Raw genomic sequence first — 18,815 nt, forward strand, 5'->3', positions numbered from 1 at the left:
TTGTTCATCCCCCACTTATTATTAGTTGAACTAATCGGGCATTTACGGGCAGTTGATCTCCCACCTAACTTCCTTGCCCATCCAATTTTAAGGTGGGAATTTTACTGCCCGTTCATGCGGGATAAATATGCATAACGCATCAAAAGACATGACAAAAGAAAGGGGAACTACATGAGTACGCAGATGTTAATTTTAACTTCTATCTCTATTTACATGCTCGGGATGCTAATTATCGGCTATTTCGCTTATAAGCAAACATCCAACTTAACAGATTATATGCTTGGCGGGCGTACACTAGGCCCCGCAGTAACAGCATTAAGTGCTGGAGCAGCTGATATGAGTGGTTGGCTTTTAATGGGCTTACCCGGTGCAATGTTTAGCGTTGGATTAAGTAGTAGCTGGATTGCGATTGGCCTAACATTAGGCGCATATGCAAACTGGATCTATGTCGCTCCTCGCTTACGTACCTACTCTGAAATTGCAAATAACTCTATTACTATCCCAGAATTTTTGGAACACCGTTTCCACGACAAATCCCATATGCTACGTTTAGTATCTGGACTTGTTATTATGATATTTTTCACGTTTTATGTAGCTTCAGGATTTGTCTCTGGTGCTGTATTATTCGAAAATTCATTTGGACTCAATTACCATGTTGGTCTTCTTATCGTTGGTGGAGTTGTCGTAGCTTACACATTATTTGGTGGATTTTTAGCTGTAAGTTGGACAGACTTCGTGCAAGGAATCATTATGGTAGTCGCTCTTATTCTTGTTCCAGTCGTAACAATTATGCACGTAAATGGACTTGGTCCAGCATTTGAAACAATTAAATCTATCGATCCGGCATTATTAGATATTTTTAAAGGTACTTCTGTATTAGGAATTATTTCATTATTCGCATGGGGACTTGGTTATGTTGGACAACCTCATATTATCGTACGCTTTATGGCGATTTCTTCTGTAAAAGAAATTAAAAGTGCACGACGTATTGGTATGAGCTGGATGATTTTCTCTGTTGCTGGAGCTATGTTTACTGGCCTTATCGGTATTGCATACTATTCAAAAGCAGGTTTAAAACTTTCTGATCCAGAAACGATTTTCGTTGAACTTGGCACTATTTTATTCCATCCACTTATTACTGGATTTTTATTAGCAGCTATTTTAGCAGCTATTATGAGTACAATTTCTTCTCAACTTCTTGTTACTTCGAGTGCAGTAACAGAAGACTTATATAGAACATTCTTTAAGCGTGATGCTTCTGATAAAGAACTTGTATTTGTCGGTCGTATGGCTGTTCTTGTTATCGCTTTAATTGGATGTGCATTAGCGCTTAAACAAAATGATACGATTTTAGCTCTTGTTGGATACGCTTGGGCTGGGTTTGGTTCTTCATTCGGACCTGCTATTTTATTAAGCTTATATTGGAAACGTATGACGAAATGGGGCGCGCTTGCTGGTATGATTTCTGGTGCCGCTACTGTTATTATATGGACTCAATTCAAATTCTTAAAAGATTTCTTATATGAAATGATTCCAGGTTTCGCTATTAGTTTACTAGCCATCGTAATTGTTAGTTTACTAACACAACCTTCAAAAGAAGTTGAAGAGCAATTTGAGGATTTCGAAAAACAACATCGTCATAATTTATAAAAAAATCTCTGCTGTTATCGTAACAGCAGAGATTTTTTACAGTTCGACAATCTTCTTATCAAATTTAACAAATTCTTTATGTTTCGTTAAATTTAACATAACACTACTCCTTTATAGTATGAGTATCAGCACTTATACAGAAAGGGGACTCCAACATGTTAGCAGCTTTCCAGCAACAACAAACACGAAAATTTTCACCTATCACAAATACTTCTGCGTCTTGTTTAAACATGCAACCTAACCCGCCTAAAATTTCAATTGCTCCTTCTGTTATTTCAGTCATCGGTGTTCACATGGAAAAACATAAATTAAAAATAAAAACGGGACAAAACATTGTGTTATCTGCTTCCATTTTGCCAATACAAGCAACGAATAAAGAGCTTATTTGGTCAAATATGAATTCTGATATCATCACCATATATCCAAAAGGTGACACCGTGACGATTACTGGAAAAAGTGCAGGTAAAGCAGTCGTAATTGTCACAACTGCTGAAGGCAAATTTCGTGACCTATGTGTCATTCATGTACAACCTTATATGACAAATCCAAAGTAAAAGAGTGGCTTCGTAGCCACTCTTTTACTTGATTTCAATATTTTAGTTTTTACTTTTTACAAGGTTAATAAAAAAAGATGAAGATTTATCTTGTTTATGATGGTTGAAATTCGAAATTGCCTGTTCTTCTGTATAAAAATTTGATGTAACTTCTTTCCCTGCTTCATCTATACTATGTTGCCTAACGCATCCTTTTAATACAAAATAACATTTTAATGGAACATTTCCTTGTCTTAGGAGCACTGTTCCTTTTTTATATTCTTCAATTTGTAATTCACTGAGGATCATTTGCTGCTCTTCTTCACTTAGTGTTGTAAATCTATTCATATACTTCTTTAATATCTCTTCCATTTTCCTCCCCCTTCTACGCCCGCATTTCTATAAAACAAAAAGAGAAGTATCATAACTTCTCTTTTCTCTCCTAACACTATAATTCCTGTGTATACACCGGCTCGTTTACGACATTTTTTGCTGTTCGCTTTTGTTGCTGCATTAAGAAAACAGATACACCAAACAATACGAGCATGCTACCGATCATTTGCATTGCATTTAATTTTTCTCCAAGTAAGAAGAACGCAAGTATAGATGCTCCAACAGGTTCTCCTAAAATACTCATTGAAATTGTCGTTGCATTTACATAATTTAATAGCCAGTTATTAATTACATGTGACACTGTCGGCACAACCGCAAGTAAAAGAAAAACAGTCCAATCCCACTTCGTATAACCTGTAAAGGGTACTTGTAATATAACATTATAAATCCCCATAAAAAGACCTGCAAACGCAAAGACTGTAAAGCTATAAATCCAGTGCGATACTTTCTTCACTGTCGTTTGCCCGATAAATAAATAACCGACAACCGCTATTACACTTAGAAAGGATAATATGTCACCATAAATTGCTTGCTTACTTAAACCTAAATCTCCCCAACCAATGCACATTACTCCTAAAATAGCGATTCCCATCGTTGCAATGGCTGAATATGTTGTTCTTTCTTTAAATAGAAAAAAACCTCCAACTAAAGATACGATTGGTTGAAGTGCCAAAATAATTGTTGAACTAGCAACTGTTGTATGCTTTAAAGATTCAAACCATAAAAGAAAATGCAGTGCTAAAAAGAAACCAGATCCAATTAAAAAGCCCCAATCTTTCATTTGAATCCTATTAAATTCCTCTCTTTTTTTCCATACGATAGGCAGCATAATAAGTACGATAATCCATAAGCGGTACATACTTAATATTGAAGATGGTGCTGAGGACATCTTTACAAAAACTGCTGCAAAGGAAATGGCAATTATAGAAATTGCTAATGGTAGTGCGATTGATTTTTCTTGTTTCAAATCCTGTCTCCCCTCTCACCTGTCAAAAATCCCACTTCATTATATCCGTTTTCTTTCGCAACTTAAATACTAATTTTTTAGATTCTTCGTACCATTATGGTAAAATAGAAATTAAGGCACCAATTAGTGAATATTTCTTTCCTTTTCACTACAAGCGTCGCTCTTACAATCGTTACAGTAAATTTTTATTTAGGGGGATCTACATGAGTCAAACAATAGGGAGAATTGAAGAAATTTCATTTTATAGCGCATCACTTCAAGAAGATGTTACACTTCTCGTTTATTTACCAGTAAATTACACACCACTGCACAAACATACAGTTGTAATTGCACAAGATGGTAGAGATTATTTTCAGCTCGGTAAAGCGCACCGTGTAATTGAGCGCCTTCGTGAAACCGAAGAAATTGACCGTACAATTATTGTCGGTATTCCATATAAAAATGTACATGATCGTAAAGAAAAATATTTCCCAAATGAAGTAAAAAATGCTGCATATATTCGTTTCCTTGCTCATGAACTTGCACCATATATTGATGAAAATTATCCAACGTACCAAATGGGAAAAGGTCGTGTTTTAATTGGTGATTCTCTTGGCGGAACAGTTTCCTTTATGACTGCACTTATGTATCCGCATACATTCGGTAAAGTCGTTATGCAATCACCATTTGTGGATGAGACAGTGATGAACTTAGCAAAAGAATTCAAAGATCCACAGGCGTTAGAACTGTATCACGTCATCGGTACAGAAGAAACGGCTGTAAAGCGTACTGATGGACAAGTATCTGATTTCGTAGGGCCGAACCGTGAGTTAAATACGCTTCTTACAGATAGAAACTTCATCACGCATTACGAGGAATTTGAAGGCAATCATACTTGGAAATATTGGCAGACTGATTTACCTAAAGCCTTCTCTCATATTCTATCAATGAAATAATAGAGAGCAGTATTCAGAATAATTTGATATAATAGATAAAGAGATTTATTTATCTCAAAATCTAACTAGACTTACAAAGGGAGGAATTGGAACATGAAATTAGGCATTGTAATTTTTCCATCTAAAATGATTCAAGATAAAGCGAACGGATTGCGTAAACGTTATGACCCGCACTACGCATTAGTTCCGCCACATATTACATTGAAAACACCCTTTGAGGCGCAAGATGAACAATTAGAGTCGATTGTAAACGAGTTACATACAATCGCAAGTAAAACGAACCCTTTCACCCTTCATGTTGGGAAAGTTGGTTCATTCGCACCTGTTAATAACGTCCTTTACTTTAAAGTAGAAAAAACACCTGAACTTACTTTCTTAAATGAAGAAATGCATAGCGGGTTATTCACGCAAGAACGCGAATATGCTTTCGTACCTCATTTAACAATCGGACAAGGCTTATCAGATGCAGAGCATGCTGATGTGTTGGGCCGATTACGTATGAAAGATTTCTATTACGAACAACCAATTGATCGTTTCCATCTTCTATATCAATTAGAAAATGGAACATGGACTGTACACGAAACATTCCGTCTTGGAAAGGGGAACAACTAATTTGCACGCACAGATTGTACAAACGGACGAACAACTAAGAGATGCATTCTCTGTACGTAAACAAGTGTTTGTAAATGAACAACGTGTCTCTGCTGAAGAAGAGTACGATGAGTTTGAAGAAACTTCAACACACGTTGTTATATATGACAATGATGTTCCAGTTGGTGCTGGACGTTTTCGCATCCTTGATGGTATCGGAAAAATGGAACGCATTTGCGTGCTAAATTCCCATCGCAAAAAAGGGATTGGAAAAATTGTTATGGATTCTCTTGAAGCGTATGCAAAAGAAAATTCGCTACCAAAATTGAAACTTCACGCTCAAACACATGCTGAAGATTTCTATAAAAAACTTGGATATGTAACAAGTTCTGATGTATTTATGGAAGCGAATATCCCGCACGTTGTAATGATAAAAGAATTGTAATTTGAAAACAGGAGGTGACCCCTCCTGTTTTTTTACATTGCTATTTTCTTTTTCTTCCGCTAAAGTTAAATGTTGATGCTATAGTTTTGAAGGTGAACATATGACACAAGAAAAATTTTCACAAAAATCGTTAACACACGCTGATATTCCGCGTGCGACATATCATATTCCGAAAACATCTACCCATTTAATTATGGAAGAAGATGTAGATGCGGCTTATTTCCGCGCTCTCGAGCAACAAAATGTTTTTTTAAACGAAAAACAATTAGAAGCCGTGCGCACAACAGAAGGTCCTGTTCTTACACTAGCTGGTGCCGGAAGCGGGAAAACATCTGTTTTAACAACTCGCGTAGGTTATTTAGTAAATGTAAAACAAGTTCATCCACGAAATATTTTATTACTTACATTTACACAAAAAGCAGCTGAAGAAATACGAAGTCGTGTTGCGAAGTTACCGGGTATGAATCATGCAGCAAGTAGCTACGTAGTTGCTGGTACATTCCACTCTGTTTTCTTAAAATTGCTTCGTAGCCAAGGGTATAATCAACAAATTTTAGCAAATGAAAAACATAAACAAATTATGATAAAAAAAATTTTAAAAGAATTGCGTTTAAAAGACGATTACGATGCGGAAACGATGCTCGCGATGATTTCACTTGAGAAAAACAAATTAAATCGTCCGAAAGATGTAAAAGCAAAAACACCAGTCGAACAAGAATTTAAAGAAGTATACGAACGTTTTGAAGAGGTAAAACAAAGATACAATTATATTGATTTCGATGACATCTTATTGGAAACATATTATATGTTAGAAAATAATGCTCCTTTACTAACTCAATTACAACAACGTTTTCACTACATTGAAGTAGATGAGTTTCAAGATACATCCTATGCACAATATGAAATTGTAAAATTGTTAGCCACGCCAAGAAATAATTTATTTATCGCAGGTGATGACGACCAGGCGATATACGGCTGGCGAGGAGCAAGTCACCAAATTATTTTATCTTTTCCAAAAGAATTTGATAACACAACAATCATTGCACTAAATACGAATTATCGATCCAATCCCTTTATCGTCGGGCTTGGAAATGAAGTTATAAAATTAAATCAAGAACGTTTTGATAAAGAGCTATACTCTGTTCGTGAGGAAGGTGTACAACCTTTTTATGCAAGACCTGCTACGACTCTTGATGAAGCAAATCAAATTTTGCAGCTTATTCAAGAAAAAGTAGAGAGTGGTGAACGTAACTTTAAAGATTTTTGTTTACTGTATCGCACACATTCTGTAAGTCGTTCGTTACTTGATCAGCTTACCATTCATAAAATCCCGTTTATTAAACACGGAGCGAGCCAATCATTTTATGAACATTCTTTAATTAAGCCTGTATTAGATCATTTAAGACTCGTGATTGAGCCGTTTCGACTAGAATCACTTTCAAACATATTGCCGACGATGTATATCGGACGTGATGATTGTATTTCATTTATTGAACGTGAACAATGGAAATATGGTGAGGGGCGCTTCCCTTCTCTTCTTCATTTCTTACTATTAAATCCAAGCTTAAAACCTTTTCAAGTGAAAAAGGTAAATGAGCGCATCGATTTTATTAAGTTTATTAAAGAATTAGAACCGAAAAAAGCATTAAAAGAAATCATTCATGGTAAAGGAAAATATTTAGAGTACTTACAAAGTAACGATCGTTCTTCCTTTACGATGCATAAAGACATACAAGAAGAAATGTTGGAAGAATTACTGGAGTCTGCCACTCGTTTCACCGATATTCCAGCTTATTTACAATTTATCGACGAGGCGATTCAAGGTCAAAAAGAAATGGAAGCATTAAAAACAATGCCGCAAAAAGATGCCGTTTCACTTATGTCAATTCATAACGCAAAAGGCCTTGAATTTCCATGTGTCTTTTTACTTGGAGCGAGTGATGGAATCCTGCCCCATACTTCTTCTTTAAAAGATGCAAATGATCGTGTTACGGAAACTTCTGAAGCGTTAGAAGAAGAACGCCGGTTACTGTATGTCGCCATTACACGTGCGAAAGAAGAACTTTACATTTCTTCTCCGCAATTTTTCAGAGGAAAGAAATTAGATATATCTCGTTTTTTATATACTGTGCGAAAAGATTTACCTGAAAAGACATCCACTAAATAAGGATGTCTTTTTTTATATCACGTTATGTACATCCCTCCTATATAAATTCCTTGTTTTTATCGTGAGAATTAACGTAATATCAGCCATATCCCACTCATATTGTAATAGTGTATGTCAGAACTCACGAGAAGGAGTGAACATAATGAGCTGCAATTGTAATGAAGATCATCAACATGAGTGTGATTTCAACTGTGTATCGAATGTTGTTCGTTTTATACATGAACTACAAGAATGTGCAACGACAACATGTGGATCTGGTTGCGAAGTTCCATTTTTAGGTGCACATAACAATGCATCAGTAGCGAATACACGTCCTTTTATTTTATACACAAAAACTGGAGAACCTTTTGAAGCATTTGCACCATCTTCAAGCCTTACTAGCTGCCGATCTCCTATTTTCCGCGTAGAAAGTATAGATGATGATGACTGTGCTGTATTGCGTGTATTAACTGTAGTTTTAGGTGATGGTACCGCTGTACCACCTGGTGACGACCCAATCTGTACGTTTTTAGCTGTACCAAATGCAAGACTAATATCAACCTCCACTTGCATTACTGTTGATTTAAGTTGCTTCTGCGCTATTCAATGCTTACGTGATGTTTCTATTTAAAACTAAATAATGAGTTAAGCATGGATTGGGTGGCAGATAATTCTGCCACCCAATCCATGCTTAAAGAGTATTCTTATGTAAATTTCTTAAAATTGGGAACTTGTCTAGAACATAGAACCTGTCCTTTTCATTAACTGAAAGTAGAAACAGATAAAGGAGTGAAAAACATGTTCTCTTCTGATTGCGAATTTACTAAAATCGATTGCGAGGCAAAGCCAGCTAGTACACTACCTGCCTTTGGTTTTGCTTTCAATGCTTCTGCACCTCAGTTCGCTTCACTATTTACACCACTACTATTACCTAGTGTAAGTCCAAACCCAAATATTACTGTTCCTGTAATCAACGATACAGTAAGTGTCGGAGATGGCATTCGAATTCTGCGAGCTGGTATTTATCAAATTAGTTATACATTAACAATTAGTCTTGATAACGTACCTACTGCACCAGAAGCTGGTCGTTTCTTCTTATCATTAAATACACCAGCTAACATTATTCCTGGATCAGGTACAGCAGTTCGTTCTAACGTTATTGGTACTGGTGAAGTAGATGTATCCAGTGGTGTTATTCTTATTAACTTAAATCCTGGTGACTTAATTCAAATTGTGCCAGTTGAGTTAATTGGAACTGTAGACATCCGTGCGGCAGCATTAACAGTTGCACAAATTAGCTAGTAAAAAGCGGTATTTCTAATACAGAAATACCGCTTTTTATACATAATAAAAAACACTCACAGTAGCATGAGTGTTTCATTCTTCATATTGTTTTATTGTGTTCTTCTTTTTCCCGCAATTGCATCCCTTTTTCTTCACAAATCCTTGTTGTTGTAATTGTTCTTGATATGCCTGTTGTTGTGCTTGGTGTTGTTGCTGTATATGATACCACTGCTGCAGGTCATATGAATTCTGCCTTGGATTATTGCTCACAGCAAACATCTCCTCTACTGTCAATTCTGTCTATTTACTATATGAACAACTCTTTATTTCCGTTCCCTCATTCTTTTAAACTCCGCTTTTTCTCGTATTATGAAAATATATTATTCTCCCATAAAATATCCTGTAATTGTTTCAATGATGGCTGCTGCTCCTGCAATAGCTAATAATGCAAGTAACGGTTCCGCAACGATAGGGATCCAATTATATAAGACTAATAAAAAAGCACTAACCCATACACCTGTACACCAATAACAGCTTAATAATTCGCCAATCCACTTTCTTAATCCATTACCTTTCACTTTTGTAAACGTTGATACACTTCCATCCGGCTCCGTAATCTCTAATTCATCAATAAATGGTCTTCGCAAAAAGGCTGTAATTTTATCATAAACAATTAAACGAGTGAGCCTAAAGGCAGCTAACGCAAAAATAAAAAATAAAAGCCAGCTTGTAAACAGCATAATTCCACCTTCCCTTATCCTCTTTCGCCTATTTAAAAAAAAAGGTCTTGAGATTGTGACCAAATCTCCTCGACTCCAATATCTTATTAATGTAAATACAAACAAGAAGATAAGGAGTGACATTAATGAGTTGTAACGAAAATAAACACCATGGCTCTTCTCATTGTGTAGTTGACGTTGTTAAATTCATCAATGAATTACAAGATTGTTCTACAACAACATGTGGATCTGGTTGTGAAATCCCATTTTTAGGTGCACATAATACTGCATCAGTAGCAAATACACGCCCTTTTATTTTATACACAAAAACTGGAGAACCTTTTGAAGCATTCGCACCATCAGCAAGCCTTACTAGCTGCCGTTCTCCAATTTTCCGTGTGGAAAGTGTAGATGACGATAGCTGTGCTGTATTACGTGTATTAACTGTAGTATTAGGTGACAGTTCTCCGGTACCACCTGGTGACGATCCAATTTGTACGTTTTTAGCTGTACCAAATGCAAGATTAATATCTACAACTACTTGCATTACTGTTGATTTAAGCTGTTTCTGTGCAATTCAATGCTTACGCGACGTTTCTATCGTAAAGTAAACTAAAAAACTATTGGGGTGGTAGAAGCTTTCTACCACCTTTACATATTTAAAAACCGGCCATACTAATCGATTGGATATCATCTATAGACAACCTAATATCTCTCATACTATTTTGCGGCATAATAGATACAATGCCATTACGATACGATATGATCGATCCAACATATGAGACTGTAGCTGTTTTTATTCTGCATCTTACTTTCGGAATGTAATGAGGGCGGTTTAGTAAAAAATGAATTTTTTCATCATTATTCATATCCTTAAATGATTTATTATACGGGACAGTTCTTACTGATTCTGGTTCTTGCTCTTCTTGTTCTATGTGTTCTTCTTTTTCTTCTTCTATTTTTTCTTCCACTTGCTGTTCTTCTTGTTGTTCTTGTTCTATTACCTCTTCCACAGCACTGCTTACAGCATTTTCGTTTCTATTACTGCTCTCTTTTCGATCCTCATTTTCAAAGTTTGTTAAGATAATCCTTTTTATTTTCGGTGCAGCAAGTTCTAAACTTACTTGCGTGATATATAACAACGGTTTTCCAACTGTTGAACTTTTATTTTTATTCTTCACACTCGTCCCTCCCACTTCCATACGTAGCTGAATAAATCGTGTACTATTATAGTTATATTCATTACGTAGTAAGAACTTTCGTTAAAAATCGTTCTTTCTCAGAACAAATAAAAAGGACAATCTCAGCATTTAGAGATTGTCCTTTAAAAATTAATATTATATTTATCCTAGGATATGATACCCTGAATCAACGTGAATGTTTTCTCCTGTTACACCGCGTGCTAAATCACTGAATAGGAATACTGCTGTATCGCCAACTTCTTCTTGCGTTGTTGTACGACGAAGTGGTGCGCGCTCCTCAATTTCTCTTAAGATTGAGTTAAAATCGCCTACACCTTTTGCAGATAACGTACGAATTGGTCCTGCAGAAATAGCGTTAACACGAATACCGTGTTGACCTAAATCGTTCGCTAAATATTTCACGCTCGCTTCTAATGAAGCTTTCGCAACACCCATAACGTTATAATTTTTCACAACACGCTCGCCGCCAAGGTATGTTAACGTTAAAATATTTCCGCCTTCTGTCATTACTTTTTTTGCTTCTCTTGCTACAGCTGTTAAAGAGAATGCGCTAATATTTTGTGCAAGTAAAAATCCATCGCGAGAAGTATCTACAAACTCACCTTTTAAGTCATCGCGATTTGCAAAAGCAATACAATGTGCTACACCGTGAATAGTACCTACTTCTTGTTTAATTGTTTCAAAGCAAGCTGTAAGTTCCTCATCATTCGTTACATCACAAGGTAATACAAGTGATTCTTGTCCTTCTAATGTGTCCGCTAATTCACGAACGTTTCTTTCTAAACGTTCTCCTGCATATGTGAATATTAATTTTGCACCTGCATTATGCAAAGAGCGAGCAATTCCCCATGCAATACTTCTTTGGTTCGCAACGCCCATAACAACAAATGTTTTCCCTTGTAATAGTTCCATGATATATCCTCCCAGAAATACTTATACTTGTTATTAGTACCTGATACTATAATTATAGTACCATAAAACCGCTTAAAGGCAAACAAAAAAGTCATTAACAGAAATTTGTTAATGACTTTTGGTTTCTATAAAAAACCGCTCTAATCCTTCTTCCCAAGACGGCATTTGTGAAAAACCATTTAATCGTAGCATGTTATGTTGAAAAACAGAATATTTGGGTCTCGCAGCTGCAGCCCCGAATTCTTCCGTTGAAACAGGTAATACATTCACTTTCATATTGGCGTACGAAAATATCTTTTGTGCAAATTCAAACCAAGAGCATGAACCACTGTTTGATACGTGGTATGTACCGTATAAAGAAGTATGAATGAGCTTATTAATAACCATATTTAAATCCGCCACATACGTAGGAGAGCCAACTTGATCCGCTACAACGGATATTTCATCTCTTTCTTTTCCTAATCGCATCATCGTTTTCACGAAATTATTTCCATATTTACCATATAGCCACGATGTGCGAACGATAAAATATTTATTATGTAACCCTTTGACGAACTGCTCCCCCGCATACTTAGAGGCCCCATATATATTTATCGGCGCTGGACTATGAAATTCGTCGTATCCATCTGGTCTGGCACCTTGAAATACATAATCAGTACTAATATAAACTAGCTTCGCCCCTACTAATTGTGAAGCAACCGCTACATTTCGAGCTCCGATTGCATTTATTCTATACGCAAAATCCTGTTCTTTCTCCGCATGATCTACTTTCGTATAGGCAGCACAATGAATAATTATATGTGGTTTTATTTCTTGTACCACTTGTTGTATTCGGGATATATTTGTCACATCTAATAACTTTTTATCAAATGGATATATATCATATTCTTCAGAGTCTAACTCTTCAAATAGTTGCTTTCCTAATTGACCGTTTGCTCCTGTTATGATAACCCTCTCTTTCATTTAACATACCCCTTACTAATCTTTTAGTGGTTTCCACCATTCCTTATTCTTTTCATACCATTTCACCGTCTCTTGTAATCCTTGTTCAAACGTGTATTTCGGTTCCCAATCAAATTCATTCTTCATTTTCTCTGCATCAATCGCATAACGACGATCGTGCCCTAAACGATCTGTAACATATTCAATGTCTTTTTTTGTTTTTCCTAAAAGAGTAATAATTTGTTCCACAACTTCTACATTTGTTTTTTCATTATTTCCACCTATATTATATACTTCTCCTACACGTCCCTTATGCAGAACAACATCAATCGCACTGCAATGATCCTTTACATGTAACCAATCTCTTACATTTAAACCATCACCATATAGCGGTAGTTTTTTTCCTTCTAGTGCATTCGTAACCATTAATGGAATTAATTTTTCAGGATACTGGTACGGTCCATAATTGTTAGAACAACGCGTTACTATAACCGGTAATTGATATGTTTTATAGTAAGATAGAGCTATCATGTCCGCGCTCGCCTTACTTGAAGAATATGGACTATTTGGAGCTAACGGTGTTTTCTCTGTAAACTTCCCTGTTTTTCCTAAAGAGCCATACACTTCATCCGTTGACACTTGCACAAGTTTTATATGCGAATATTTTTTAACTAGTTCTAATAAAGTGACCGTTCCAATTACATTTGTATCATAAAAAGGAATCGGATTTTCAATACTACGGTCCACATGTGATTCAGCTGCAAAATTTACAATCACTTGTACGTCTCGCTCTTTTATAACGTGTTCTAATAGCTCTCCATTTTGAATTTCTCCTTTTACAAAAGAGTAATTCGGGTGATCCTGAAGAGATTTTACGTTATTTAAATTCCCACTATATGTTAATGCATCGTAATTAATAATTTTATATGTTTCATAACTTTGTAGCATGTAATGAACGAAATTACTTCCAATAAATCCAGCCCCACCTGTTACTAATATATTCATAAACAACTCTCCTACTTAAAAACTATCTTCATATTCCTCTAGTAATGGTAATATCTGATCCTTATCGGACAATATAGGATCGGTTACTGGCCAAGGAATTGCTAAATCTTTATCTTCCCAAAGTAATCCTGAGTCATGCTCTGCGCTATAATATTCATCTACTTTATACATAACGATAGTATGCGGGACAAGCGTGCAAAATCCATGTGCAAACCCTTTTGGCACTAGTAATTGCCGATGGTTATCTGCACTTAAAATATATCCTTTCCATTGTTTAAATGTCGGTGATTTTTTTCGTAAATCAACGATAACATCATAAATTGCCCCTTGCATAACTTGAATGAGTTTCGTTTGTGCTTTCGGATTTTTTTGAAAGTGTAGTCCCCGAATCGTTCCTGCCTTAGCCGAATAAGATACGTTATCCTGTACAAATGAATACGTTATCCCTAATGTTTCTAGCACCTGCTTATTATAGCTCTCTGAAAAAAAGCCACGATCGTCTCCAAACAACCTCGGTTCTAACAATTTTGCATCGGTAAAATTTGTTTCTACAACTTTCATATTCTCACCTATTCTCCGTTAAACTGTTTCCCAAAATTAATATCCCGTGCTAACGTATTCGCCTTTTGAAGCGAAGCATGAGTTCCCGCATCAGTCCACCAGCCGCTCATTTCATTATAAGTAAGTACCCCTCGCTTTAAATACCAATTATTTATATCTGTAATTTCAAGTTCTCCCCGTGCAGAAGGTTTTAATTCTTTAATATAAGAAAAGACTTTCGAATCATACAAATAAATTCCTGTAACCGCATAAGAACTTTTCGGCTCTTTCGGCTTTTCTTCAATTTCAACTATTTTTCGGTTTTGAATATGTGCTACGCCAAATCTTTCGGGATCTTCTACAGATTGCAATAGCACTTTCGCACCTTCTTTTTGGTTTGCAAACTCTTCAACATACGGAAGAATATCATCTGAAAAAATATTATCCCCTAATATAACTACCATACGATCATTCCCGACGAAATCTTCACAAAGTCCTAACGCCTGTGCGATCCCGCCCGCTTTATCTTGCACACGATACGTAAAGGACACTCCAAATTCATGACCACTCCCTAAAAAGCTAACAACATCCCCCATATGCTCTTTACCTGTAATAATCATAATATCTGTAATATCGCATTGTTTTAGCTTATATACCGCATGATAAATCATCGGATACCGACCAACAGGAAGTAAATGTTTATTCGTTACTTTCGTTATTGGATATAATCTTGATCCAGTACCACCTGCTAAAATAATTCCTTTCACTTTGCATCTCTCCTTTATGATGGAGATAATATATCTTTGTAATGTTCTACAAACACTTTCCGGTACTTCTCATATGTATCCGCATCAAACTCATCCCCGTTGTAGTGAATACACCATAAATTTGCTTGATTTGGGATACCGATTAAATAACCAGCCCTTTGAAACTCTAAAGACTGTGACACATCATAAAAGTGAAACCCTTGAAACAAATCTTCTCGCCACGGAATATCATACTGCGTTGCCATGAATAAACCATCAATTGCCTGAACTGACAAAAATGGTTGATTACCATAAAAAACCTGATCTAAATTTAATAATTGATAATTCCGTCTTCTATACTCAATCACTTTCCCTACTAAATTTTTCCCTTCCCACCATATCCCGTTATTCGGTAAAAACTGAGCCCCAGCAACTCCTATTAAACCAAGCTTTTCATTTTCTTTAAACAGAGATATAAGTGTAGAAAACATGTCTCGATTAATAAGATATGTATCTTGATGTATATACACTTTGTATTTCGCTGGATATGAAAGGGCTCGGTTGTAAGCACTTGCCATACTTTGTGCATCTCGTATCGGAAAAATTTGTACTGTGTAACCTGGGGGAACAAAAATGTTTCTTATTTGGCTCTCACATTGTTTGAAAAGCTCCTCATTATTTACACAAACAACGACTAATATTGTATGATCTTTCATTTTTGTCCCCCCTTTTATTCTTCCTTATTTACATCTGACATATAGTGTTCCACAAATATTTTCCGATACTTTTCATAGTTCGTCATATTCACATCAAAATGATAATGGATACACCAAGCATCGCGCTGTACAGGTACACCGACTGTATATCCTGCTTTTTTAAATTCAAATGATTGGGATACATCATAAAAATCAAATCCGTCAAATAAGTCTTCTCGCCACGGAACATCATATTGTGTCGCCATTAATAAACCATCAATACATTCTACAGGAATAAATGTTTTTGATTCATGATACGGTTGTTCTAAACTTGCCATATAAAACAAATCATTCATATAACCAATGACTTTTCCTACAATTCCACGCCCTTCGTTCCATACGCCAGTCGGAGGAACATATTGCGCTCCAACCATCCCAATCATCCCAAGGTTTTCATGTTCCTCAAATAATTGAAGTAATCCGTATAAAAAAGCCCTATTTATAATAAAAACATCTTGATGTAAATACACTTTATACTTCGCTGGATGCGAAACGGCTTGATTGTATCCACTCGTCATACTTTTCGCATTTCGAATCGGCATAAATTGAACAATATACCCTGGCGGTACTAACAATTGCAATATATGTCGCACGCAGTTTGCATACAATTTCCGATCATTTATGCATGTAACAAATAATATTGTTTTGTCTGCAGCACTCATAATTGTGATTTTTCAGCTTCAATAATATACTGAAATACAACTGTCTCAGCCATGAAGCCACTTCCAAGACGATATTTTTTACAAATTCCATATAACTCCTCAATAAGCGGCTCATACATTTTATGATCAACATATACACGATCTACTTTACTAATTGAATATCCTGCTTTTAAAAACATTCTTAGCATTTCATTAAATGTAAAGAAACGAATATGTGTTTTATCTAATAAACCATATTCTGTATACGTCCAATTTCCAGCAAGTAAGGGAGCTAATACTGAAATATGAGCAACGTTTGGTATACTTGCTAAAATCACACCATTTTGCTTTATATATGGCTTAACCTTTTCAATCACAGCCCACGGATCAAATAAATGCTCTAATACATCCCCAAATAGGACGCAATCAAATTGCCCCTCCTCATAAGGAAGATCTATTTTTTCTATATCCCCTAAAATAACATGATCTAGTCTTTCCTTCGCTTTTTCTGCCGCCTCTGGAAATGCCTCTATTCCTGATACACGTGTACCGTTTTCTTTAATAGCTGCTCCCAATGCACCGCTCGAGCAACCAATATCAAGAACTTCTTTCCATTCCTTTTTTATATGCTTTAATAAATTCGGATTCGCTGCATTATAATAATGCTCGGATTTTTCTTCATATAAAGAACTTTTTTCGCGATTCATTTCACACACTCCTTATGCAAATTGAATTAGAAATATAAATCTCATATGAATTCTATAAAGTGCAGATTTTGTTCATCCCCCAATGATTATTAGCCCGCAAATAGCAGTATAAAATCTTTTATTTATATTGGTTACGTTACTGATACTCTAATATATAACCAATCTATTAGAGTTAGAATAGCGATAAATCATTTCTAAAAAACGAAACCTATTACACTTTATATGGTTTATCAAAAACTCCCCGAAAATATTTACGGTTATATTCAATTGCAGCATTATTCGGAACATAAGAAGCTGCTAATTCATTGTAATAATACGCTTTATCCTGCTCCCCTAACCTGCTATAACAAATACACATTTGTAAATAGGGTAGCCATGTGTAGCTAGCTGGACTATGGAAAGGACTTTCCGTTGCCATTGGTACTTCCGTGGCAAGTTTAAACCAAAATATCGCTTCATTATATTTTTCTTGTTCCATATATATATATCCTATTCTTGTACAATTCTCTCCTCTAGGGACGTCATACCGAAACGACTTCACACAAGATTCGATTGCCTTCTCCCACATTCCTAGCTTTGCATAGCAATCTCCTAACTTACCACATGCATAAATTTTCTCTTCATACCATCCTTCGTCTTGATTAAGAAATGTTTCATATAGAAGAACTGCATCATCATATTTTTGGTTATCCGTAGATTCATTTGCGTAATAAAATAAATCTCTCGGACTTAATTCTTCACCTGCCGCTACAGTATTTTGAAAAATTTTCAAATTACGATTTGTTACTTTTTTTTCTTTTTTATGTGTAATAGCAACATTACTACTAAAAACCTCACCAGAAATAGCTAAATACTCATGAACCTTTCCAAACCATTGAAATTGTTTTTCACGCTTTACAAGTCGATTTCTTTTTGTACAATATAAAGGTTTCCCGTTAGAATCCATTGCAAGATGATAAGGCATCGAAACAGCATCAATTTTAGGATCTAATTCTCTTTTTAAAAGTTTCAATGCTTCTTGAGCATCTTCTAATAAGACATCATCTGCATCTAGCCACAATATATACTCTTGCGTCGCTTTTGAAAAAGAAAAATTTCTTGCTGCTGCAAAATCATCAATCCACTGGAAATCATATATGTTAGAAGTGTATTTCTCTACGATTTCTTTCGTTCGATCGACGGAACCTGTATCAACTACTATAATTTCATCCACAATTTTTTCAACTGTTTCTAAACAACGGGCTATTGTCTCCTCCTCATCTCGAACAATCATACATAAACTAATTGTAATTCCTTGCTTGTTCAACATAATCACCCTCTTCCAAATCAATCATATGTTATACATATACTAAACTTTCCATTTTTTTAAATTGTTCAAGTAGTTTAAGATTTCTTTTCAATAATTCAAATGTCCGTGTCATTTTCTTTCGGTTTTGCATCTACTATATAATGAACGCTTTATGGAGGTGAATTTATGTCAAATAATAATTATTCAAATGGATTAAATCCCGATGAATCTTTATCAGCTAGTGCATTTGACCCTAATCTTGTAGGACCTACATTACCACCGATACCACCGTTTACCCTTCCGACTGGGCCGACCGGGCCGACTGGACCTACGGGACCTACGGGGCCGACTGTACCTACCGGGCCAACTGGACCGACTGGGCCAACTGGACCGACTGGACCGACTGGACCGACT

Annotated in this window: 22 protein-coding genes and 2 pseudogenes; 10 read left to right on the forward strand and 14 right to left on the reverse strand. The window is 35.8% G+C overall.

Translation table 11 applies throughout. The annotated features are described in order from the left end of the window. Window positions 1-171: 171 nt before the first annotated feature. Window positions 172-1,650, forward strand: coding sequence for a sodium/proline symporter PutP (putP, locus tag HMPREF2590_RS04115; protein WP_000107188.1), 1,479 nt, complete (start codon window positions 172-174; stop codon window positions 1,648-1,650). 155 nt (window positions 1,651-1,805) lie between these two features. Continuing rightward, entirely contained in the window at window positions 1,806-2,204 is a 399-nt protein-coding gene (locus HMPREF2590_RS04120; RefSeq protein WP_000878734.1) for an Ig-like domain-containing protein, read from the forward strand. A gap of 78 nt (window positions 2,205-2,282) precedes the next feature. Here the strand turns inward: HMPREF2590_RS04120 and HMPREF2590_RS04125 are convergent. Together HMPREF2590_RS04125 and HMPREF2590_RS04130 are read right to left on the reverse strand one after the other, a co-directional pair. Continuing rightward, window positions 2,283-2,555: pseudogene (locus tag HMPREF2590_RS04125) on the reverse strand (Crp/Fnr family transcriptional regulator); the annotation flags it as partial. Window positions 2,556-2,631: 76 nt separating this feature from the next. After that, window positions 2,632-3,543 carry a DMT family transporter gene (locus HMPREF2590_RS04130; protein WP_000806941.1) on the reverse strand — a complete coding sequence of 304 codons (912 nt, stop codon included), beginning with the start codon at window positions 3,541-3,543 and terminating at the stop codon, window positions 2,632-2,634. A 203-nt stretch (window positions 3,544-3,746) separates the two neighbouring features. Between HMPREF2590_RS04130 and HMPREF2590_RS04135 the strand changes: the two genes are divergently transcribed. The 6 genes from HMPREF2590_RS04135 (at window position 3,747) to exsF (ending at window position 8,962) form a co-directional block, all read left to right on the forward strand. Beyond that, a complete protein-coding gene (locus HMPREF2590_RS04135; RefSeq protein ID WP_000084013.1) occupies window positions 3,747-4,478 on the forward strand; it encodes an alpha/beta hydrolase in 732 nt (243 codons plus the stop codon). Between the two features lie 93 nt (window positions 4,479-4,571). Beyond that, entirely contained in the window at window positions 4,572-5,090 is a 519-nt protein-coding gene (locus HMPREF2590_RS04140) for a YjcG family protein (RefSeq protein ID WP_000765863.1), read from the forward strand. A 1-nt stretch (window position 5,091) separates the two neighbouring features. Beyond that, window positions 5,092-5,514 (forward strand): GNAT family N-acetyltransferase, encoded by a 423-nt coding sequence (locus HMPREF2590_RS04145; RefSeq protein WP_000543295.1) that lies wholly within the window; start codon window positions 5,092-5,094, stop codon window positions 5,512-5,514. Between the two features lie 100 nt (window positions 5,515-5,614). Beyond that, window positions 5,615-7,681, forward strand: coding sequence for an ATP-dependent helicase (locus HMPREF2590_RS04150; RefSeq protein ID WP_000191203.1), 2,067 nt, complete (start codon window positions 5,615-5,617; stop codon window positions 7,679-7,681). Between the two features lie 142 nt (window positions 7,682-7,823). Beyond that, the gene (gene cotY / locus HMPREF2590_RS04155) at window positions 7,824-8,291 is read left to right on the forward strand and encodes a spore coat protein CotY (protein WP_001277719.1); all 468 of its coding nucleotides are present in this window, start codon (window positions 7,824-7,826) and stop codon (window positions 8,289-8,291) included. 167 nt (window positions 8,292-8,458) lie between these two features. Beyond that, window positions 8,459-8,962: an exosporium protein ExsF gene (gene exsF, locus HMPREF2590_RS04160; protein ID WP_000492942.1), complete on the forward strand. Its 504-nt coding sequence runs from the start codon at window positions 8,459-8,461 to the stop codon at window positions 8,960-8,962. Between the two features lie 75 nt (window positions 8,963-9,037). Here the strand turns inward: exsF and HMPREF2590_RS04165 are convergent, their stop codons facing one another. Together HMPREF2590_RS04165 and HMPREF2590_RS04170 are read right to left on the reverse strand one after the other, a co-directional pair. Beyond that, the gene (locus HMPREF2590_RS04165) at window positions 9,038-9,223 is read right to left on the reverse strand and encodes a hypothetical protein (RefSeq protein WP_029948404.1); all 186 of its coding nucleotides are present in this window, start codon (window positions 9,221-9,223) and stop codon (window positions 9,038-9,040) included. A gap of 101 nt (window positions 9,224-9,324) precedes the next feature. Continuing rightward, window positions 9,325-9,684 carry a DUF1360 domain-containing protein gene (locus HMPREF2590_RS04170; protein WP_000899664.1) on the reverse strand — a complete coding sequence of 120 codons (360 nt, stop codon included), beginning with the start codon at window positions 9,682-9,684 and terminating at the stop codon, window positions 9,325-9,327. Between the two features lie 125 nt (window positions 9,685-9,809). Between HMPREF2590_RS04170 and exsY the strand changes: the two genes are divergently transcribed. Then, a complete protein-coding gene (exsY, locus tag HMPREF2590_RS04175; RefSeq protein WP_001277740.1) occupies window positions 9,810-10,274 on the forward strand; it encodes an exosporium assembly protein ExsY in 465 nt (154 codons plus the stop codon). A 48-nt stretch (window positions 10,275-10,322) separates the two neighbouring features. Here the strand turns inward: exsY and HMPREF2590_RS04180 are convergent, their stop codons facing one another. The 10 genes from HMPREF2590_RS04180 to HMPREF2590_RS04225 all read right to left on the reverse strand — a co-directional run bounded on the left by HMPREF2590_RS04180 (window position 10,323) and on the right by HMPREF2590_RS04225 (window position 18,422). After that, window positions 10,323-10,865: a spore coat CotO family protein gene (locus tag HMPREF2590_RS04180; protein ID WP_002004649.1), complete on the reverse strand. Its 543-nt coding sequence runs from the start codon at window positions 10,863-10,865 to the stop codon at window positions 10,323-10,325. Window positions 10,866-11,006: 141 nt separating this feature from the next. Further along, window positions 11,007-11,777, reverse strand: coding sequence for an enoyl-ACP reductase FabI (fabI, locus tag HMPREF2590_RS04185; protein ID WP_000421886.1), 771 nt, complete (start codon window positions 11,775-11,777; stop codon window positions 11,007-11,009). Window positions 11,778-11,885: 108 nt separating this feature from the next. Next, complete coding sequence (gene rfbD, locus HMPREF2590_RS04190; RefSeq protein WP_000664649.1) at window positions 11,886-12,740, reverse strand: dTDP-4-dehydrorhamnose reductase; 855 nt, start codon at window positions 12,738-12,740, stop codon at window positions 11,886-11,888. 15 nt (window positions 12,741-12,755) lie between these two features. Next, the gene (gene rfbB / locus HMPREF2590_RS04195) at window positions 12,756-13,724 is read right to left on the reverse strand and encodes a dTDP-glucose 4,6-dehydratase (protein ID WP_001024169.1); all 969 of its coding nucleotides are present in this window, start codon (window positions 13,722-13,724) and stop codon (window positions 12,756-12,758) included. Between the two features lie 15 nt (window positions 13,725-13,739). Then, window positions 13,740-14,285 carry a dTDP-4-dehydrorhamnose 3,5-epimerase gene (gene rfbC / locus HMPREF2590_RS04200; RefSeq protein ID WP_000869413.1) on the reverse strand — a complete coding sequence of 182 codons (546 nt, stop codon included), beginning with the start codon at window positions 14,283-14,285 and terminating at the stop codon, window positions 13,740-13,742. Between the two features lie 8 nt (window positions 14,286-14,293). Then, window positions 14,294-15,031 carry a sugar phosphate nucleotidyltransferase gene (locus HMPREF2590_RS04205; protein ID WP_000676160.1) on the reverse strand — a complete coding sequence of 246 codons (738 nt, stop codon included), beginning with the start codon at window positions 15,029-15,031 and terminating at the stop codon, window positions 14,294-14,296. A 14-nt stretch (window positions 15,032-15,045) separates the two neighbouring features. Next, window positions 15,046-15,726, reverse strand: a complete 681-nt coding sequence (locus tag HMPREF2590_RS04210; RefSeq protein WP_000651520.1) for a glycosyltransferase family protein — start codon at window positions 15,724-15,726, stop codon at window positions 15,046-15,048. A 14-nt stretch (window positions 15,727-15,740) separates the two neighbouring features. After that, window positions 15,741-16,427, reverse strand: a complete 687-nt coding sequence (locus HMPREF2590_RS04215; RefSeq protein WP_001271191.1) for a glycosyltransferase family protein — start codon at window positions 16,425-16,427, stop codon at window positions 15,741-15,743. Further along, window positions 16,424-17,113: a class I SAM-dependent methyltransferase gene (locus HMPREF2590_RS04220; RefSeq protein WP_001078432.1), complete on the reverse strand. Its 690-nt coding sequence runs from the start codon at window positions 17,111-17,113 to the stop codon at window positions 16,424-16,426. The genes HMPREF2590_RS04215 and HMPREF2590_RS04220 overlap by 4 nt, the downstream gene beginning before the upstream one ends. A gap of 211 nt (window positions 17,114-17,324) precedes the next feature. Next, window positions 17,325-18,422, reverse strand: coding sequence for a glycosyltransferase (locus tag HMPREF2590_RS04225; RefSeq protein ID WP_000932913.1), 1,098 nt, complete (start codon window positions 18,420-18,422; stop codon window positions 17,325-17,327). 165 nt (window positions 18,423-18,587) lie between these two features. Here HMPREF2590_RS04225 and bclA point away from each other — a divergent pair. After that, window positions 18,588-18,815 (forward strand): annotated as a pseudogene (gene bclA, locus HMPREF2590_RS28525) (collagen-like protein BclA); the annotation flags it as partial.

The sequence above is a fragment of the Bacillus sp. HMSC036E02 genome, assembly GCF_001836235.1.
Lineage (GTDB): Bacteria > Bacillota > Bacilli > Bacillales > Bacillaceae_G > Bacillus_A > Bacillus_A cereus.

Bases quoted from the DNA above. Each gene is read 5' to 3' on its own strand.
- putP (WP_000107188.1), top strand. From the start codon at position 172: ATGAGTACGCAGATGTTAATTTTAACTTCTATCTCTATTTACATGCTC.
- HMPREF2590_RS04120 (WP_000878734.1), top strand. From the start codon at position 1,806: ATGTTAGCAGCTTTCCAGCAACAACAAACACGAAAATTTTCACCTATC.
- HMPREF2590_RS04135 (WP_000084013.1), top strand. From the start codon at position 3,747: ATGAGTCAAACAATAGGGAGAATTGAAGAAATTTCATTTTATAGCGCA.
- HMPREF2590_RS04140 (WP_000765863.1), top strand. From the start codon at position 4,572: ATGAAATTAGGCATTGTAATTTTTCCATCTAAAATGATTCAAGATAAA.
- HMPREF2590_RS04150 (WP_000191203.1), top strand. From the start codon at position 5,615: ATGACACAAGAAAAATTTTCACAAAAATCGTTAACACACGCTGATATT.
- cotY (WP_001277719.1), top strand. From the start codon at position 7,824: ATGAGCTGCAATTGTAATGAAGATCATCAACATGAGTGTGATTTCAAC.
- exsF (WP_000492942.1), top strand. From the start codon at position 8,459: ATGTTCTCTTCTGATTGCGAATTTACTAAAATCGATTGCGAGGCAAAG.
- HMPREF2590_RS04165 (WP_029948404.1), bottom strand. From the start codon at position 9,223: ATGTTTGCTGTGAGCAATAATCCAAGGCAGAATTCATATGACCTGCAG.
- HMPREF2590_RS04170 (WP_000899664.1), bottom strand. From the start codon at position 9,684: ATGCTGTTTACAAGCTGGCTTTTATTTTTTATTTTTGCGTTAGCTGCC.
- exsY (WP_001277740.1), top strand. From the start codon at position 9,810: ATGAGTTGTAACGAAAATAAACACCATGGCTCTTCTCATTGTGTAGTT.
- HMPREF2590_RS04180 (WP_002004649.1), bottom strand. From the start codon at position 10,865: ATGGAAGTGGGAGGGACGAGTGTGAAGAATAAAAATAAAAGTTCAACA.
- fabI (WP_000421886.1), bottom strand. From the start codon at position 11,777: ATGGAACTATTACAAGGGAAAACATTTGTTGTTATGGGCGTTGCGAAC.
- rfbD (WP_000664649.1), bottom strand. From the start codon at position 12,740: ATGAAAGAGAGGGTTATCATAACAGGAGCAAACGGTCAATTAGGAAAG.
- rfbB (WP_001024169.1), bottom strand. From the start codon at position 13,724: ATGAATATATTAGTAACAGGTGGGGCTGGATTTATTGGAAGTAATTTC.
- rfbC (WP_000869413.1), bottom strand. From the start codon at position 14,285: ATGAAAGTTGTAGAAACAAATTTTACCGATGCAAAATTGTTAGAACCG.
- HMPREF2590_RS04210 (WP_000651520.1), bottom strand. From the start codon at position 15,726: ATGAAAGATCATACAATATTAGTCGTTGTTTGTGTAAATAATGAGGAG.
- HMPREF2590_RS04215 (WP_001271191.1), bottom strand. From the start codon at position 16,427: ATGAGTGCTGCAGACAAAACAATATTATTTGTTACATGCATAAATGAT.
- HMPREF2590_RS04220 (WP_001078432.1), bottom strand. From the start codon at position 17,113: ATGAATCGCGAAAAAAGTTCTTTATATGAAGAAAAATCCGAGCATTAT.
- HMPREF2590_RS04225 (WP_000932913.1), bottom strand. From the start codon at position 18,422: ATGTTGAACAAGCAAGGAATTACAATTAGTTTATGTATGATTGTTCGA.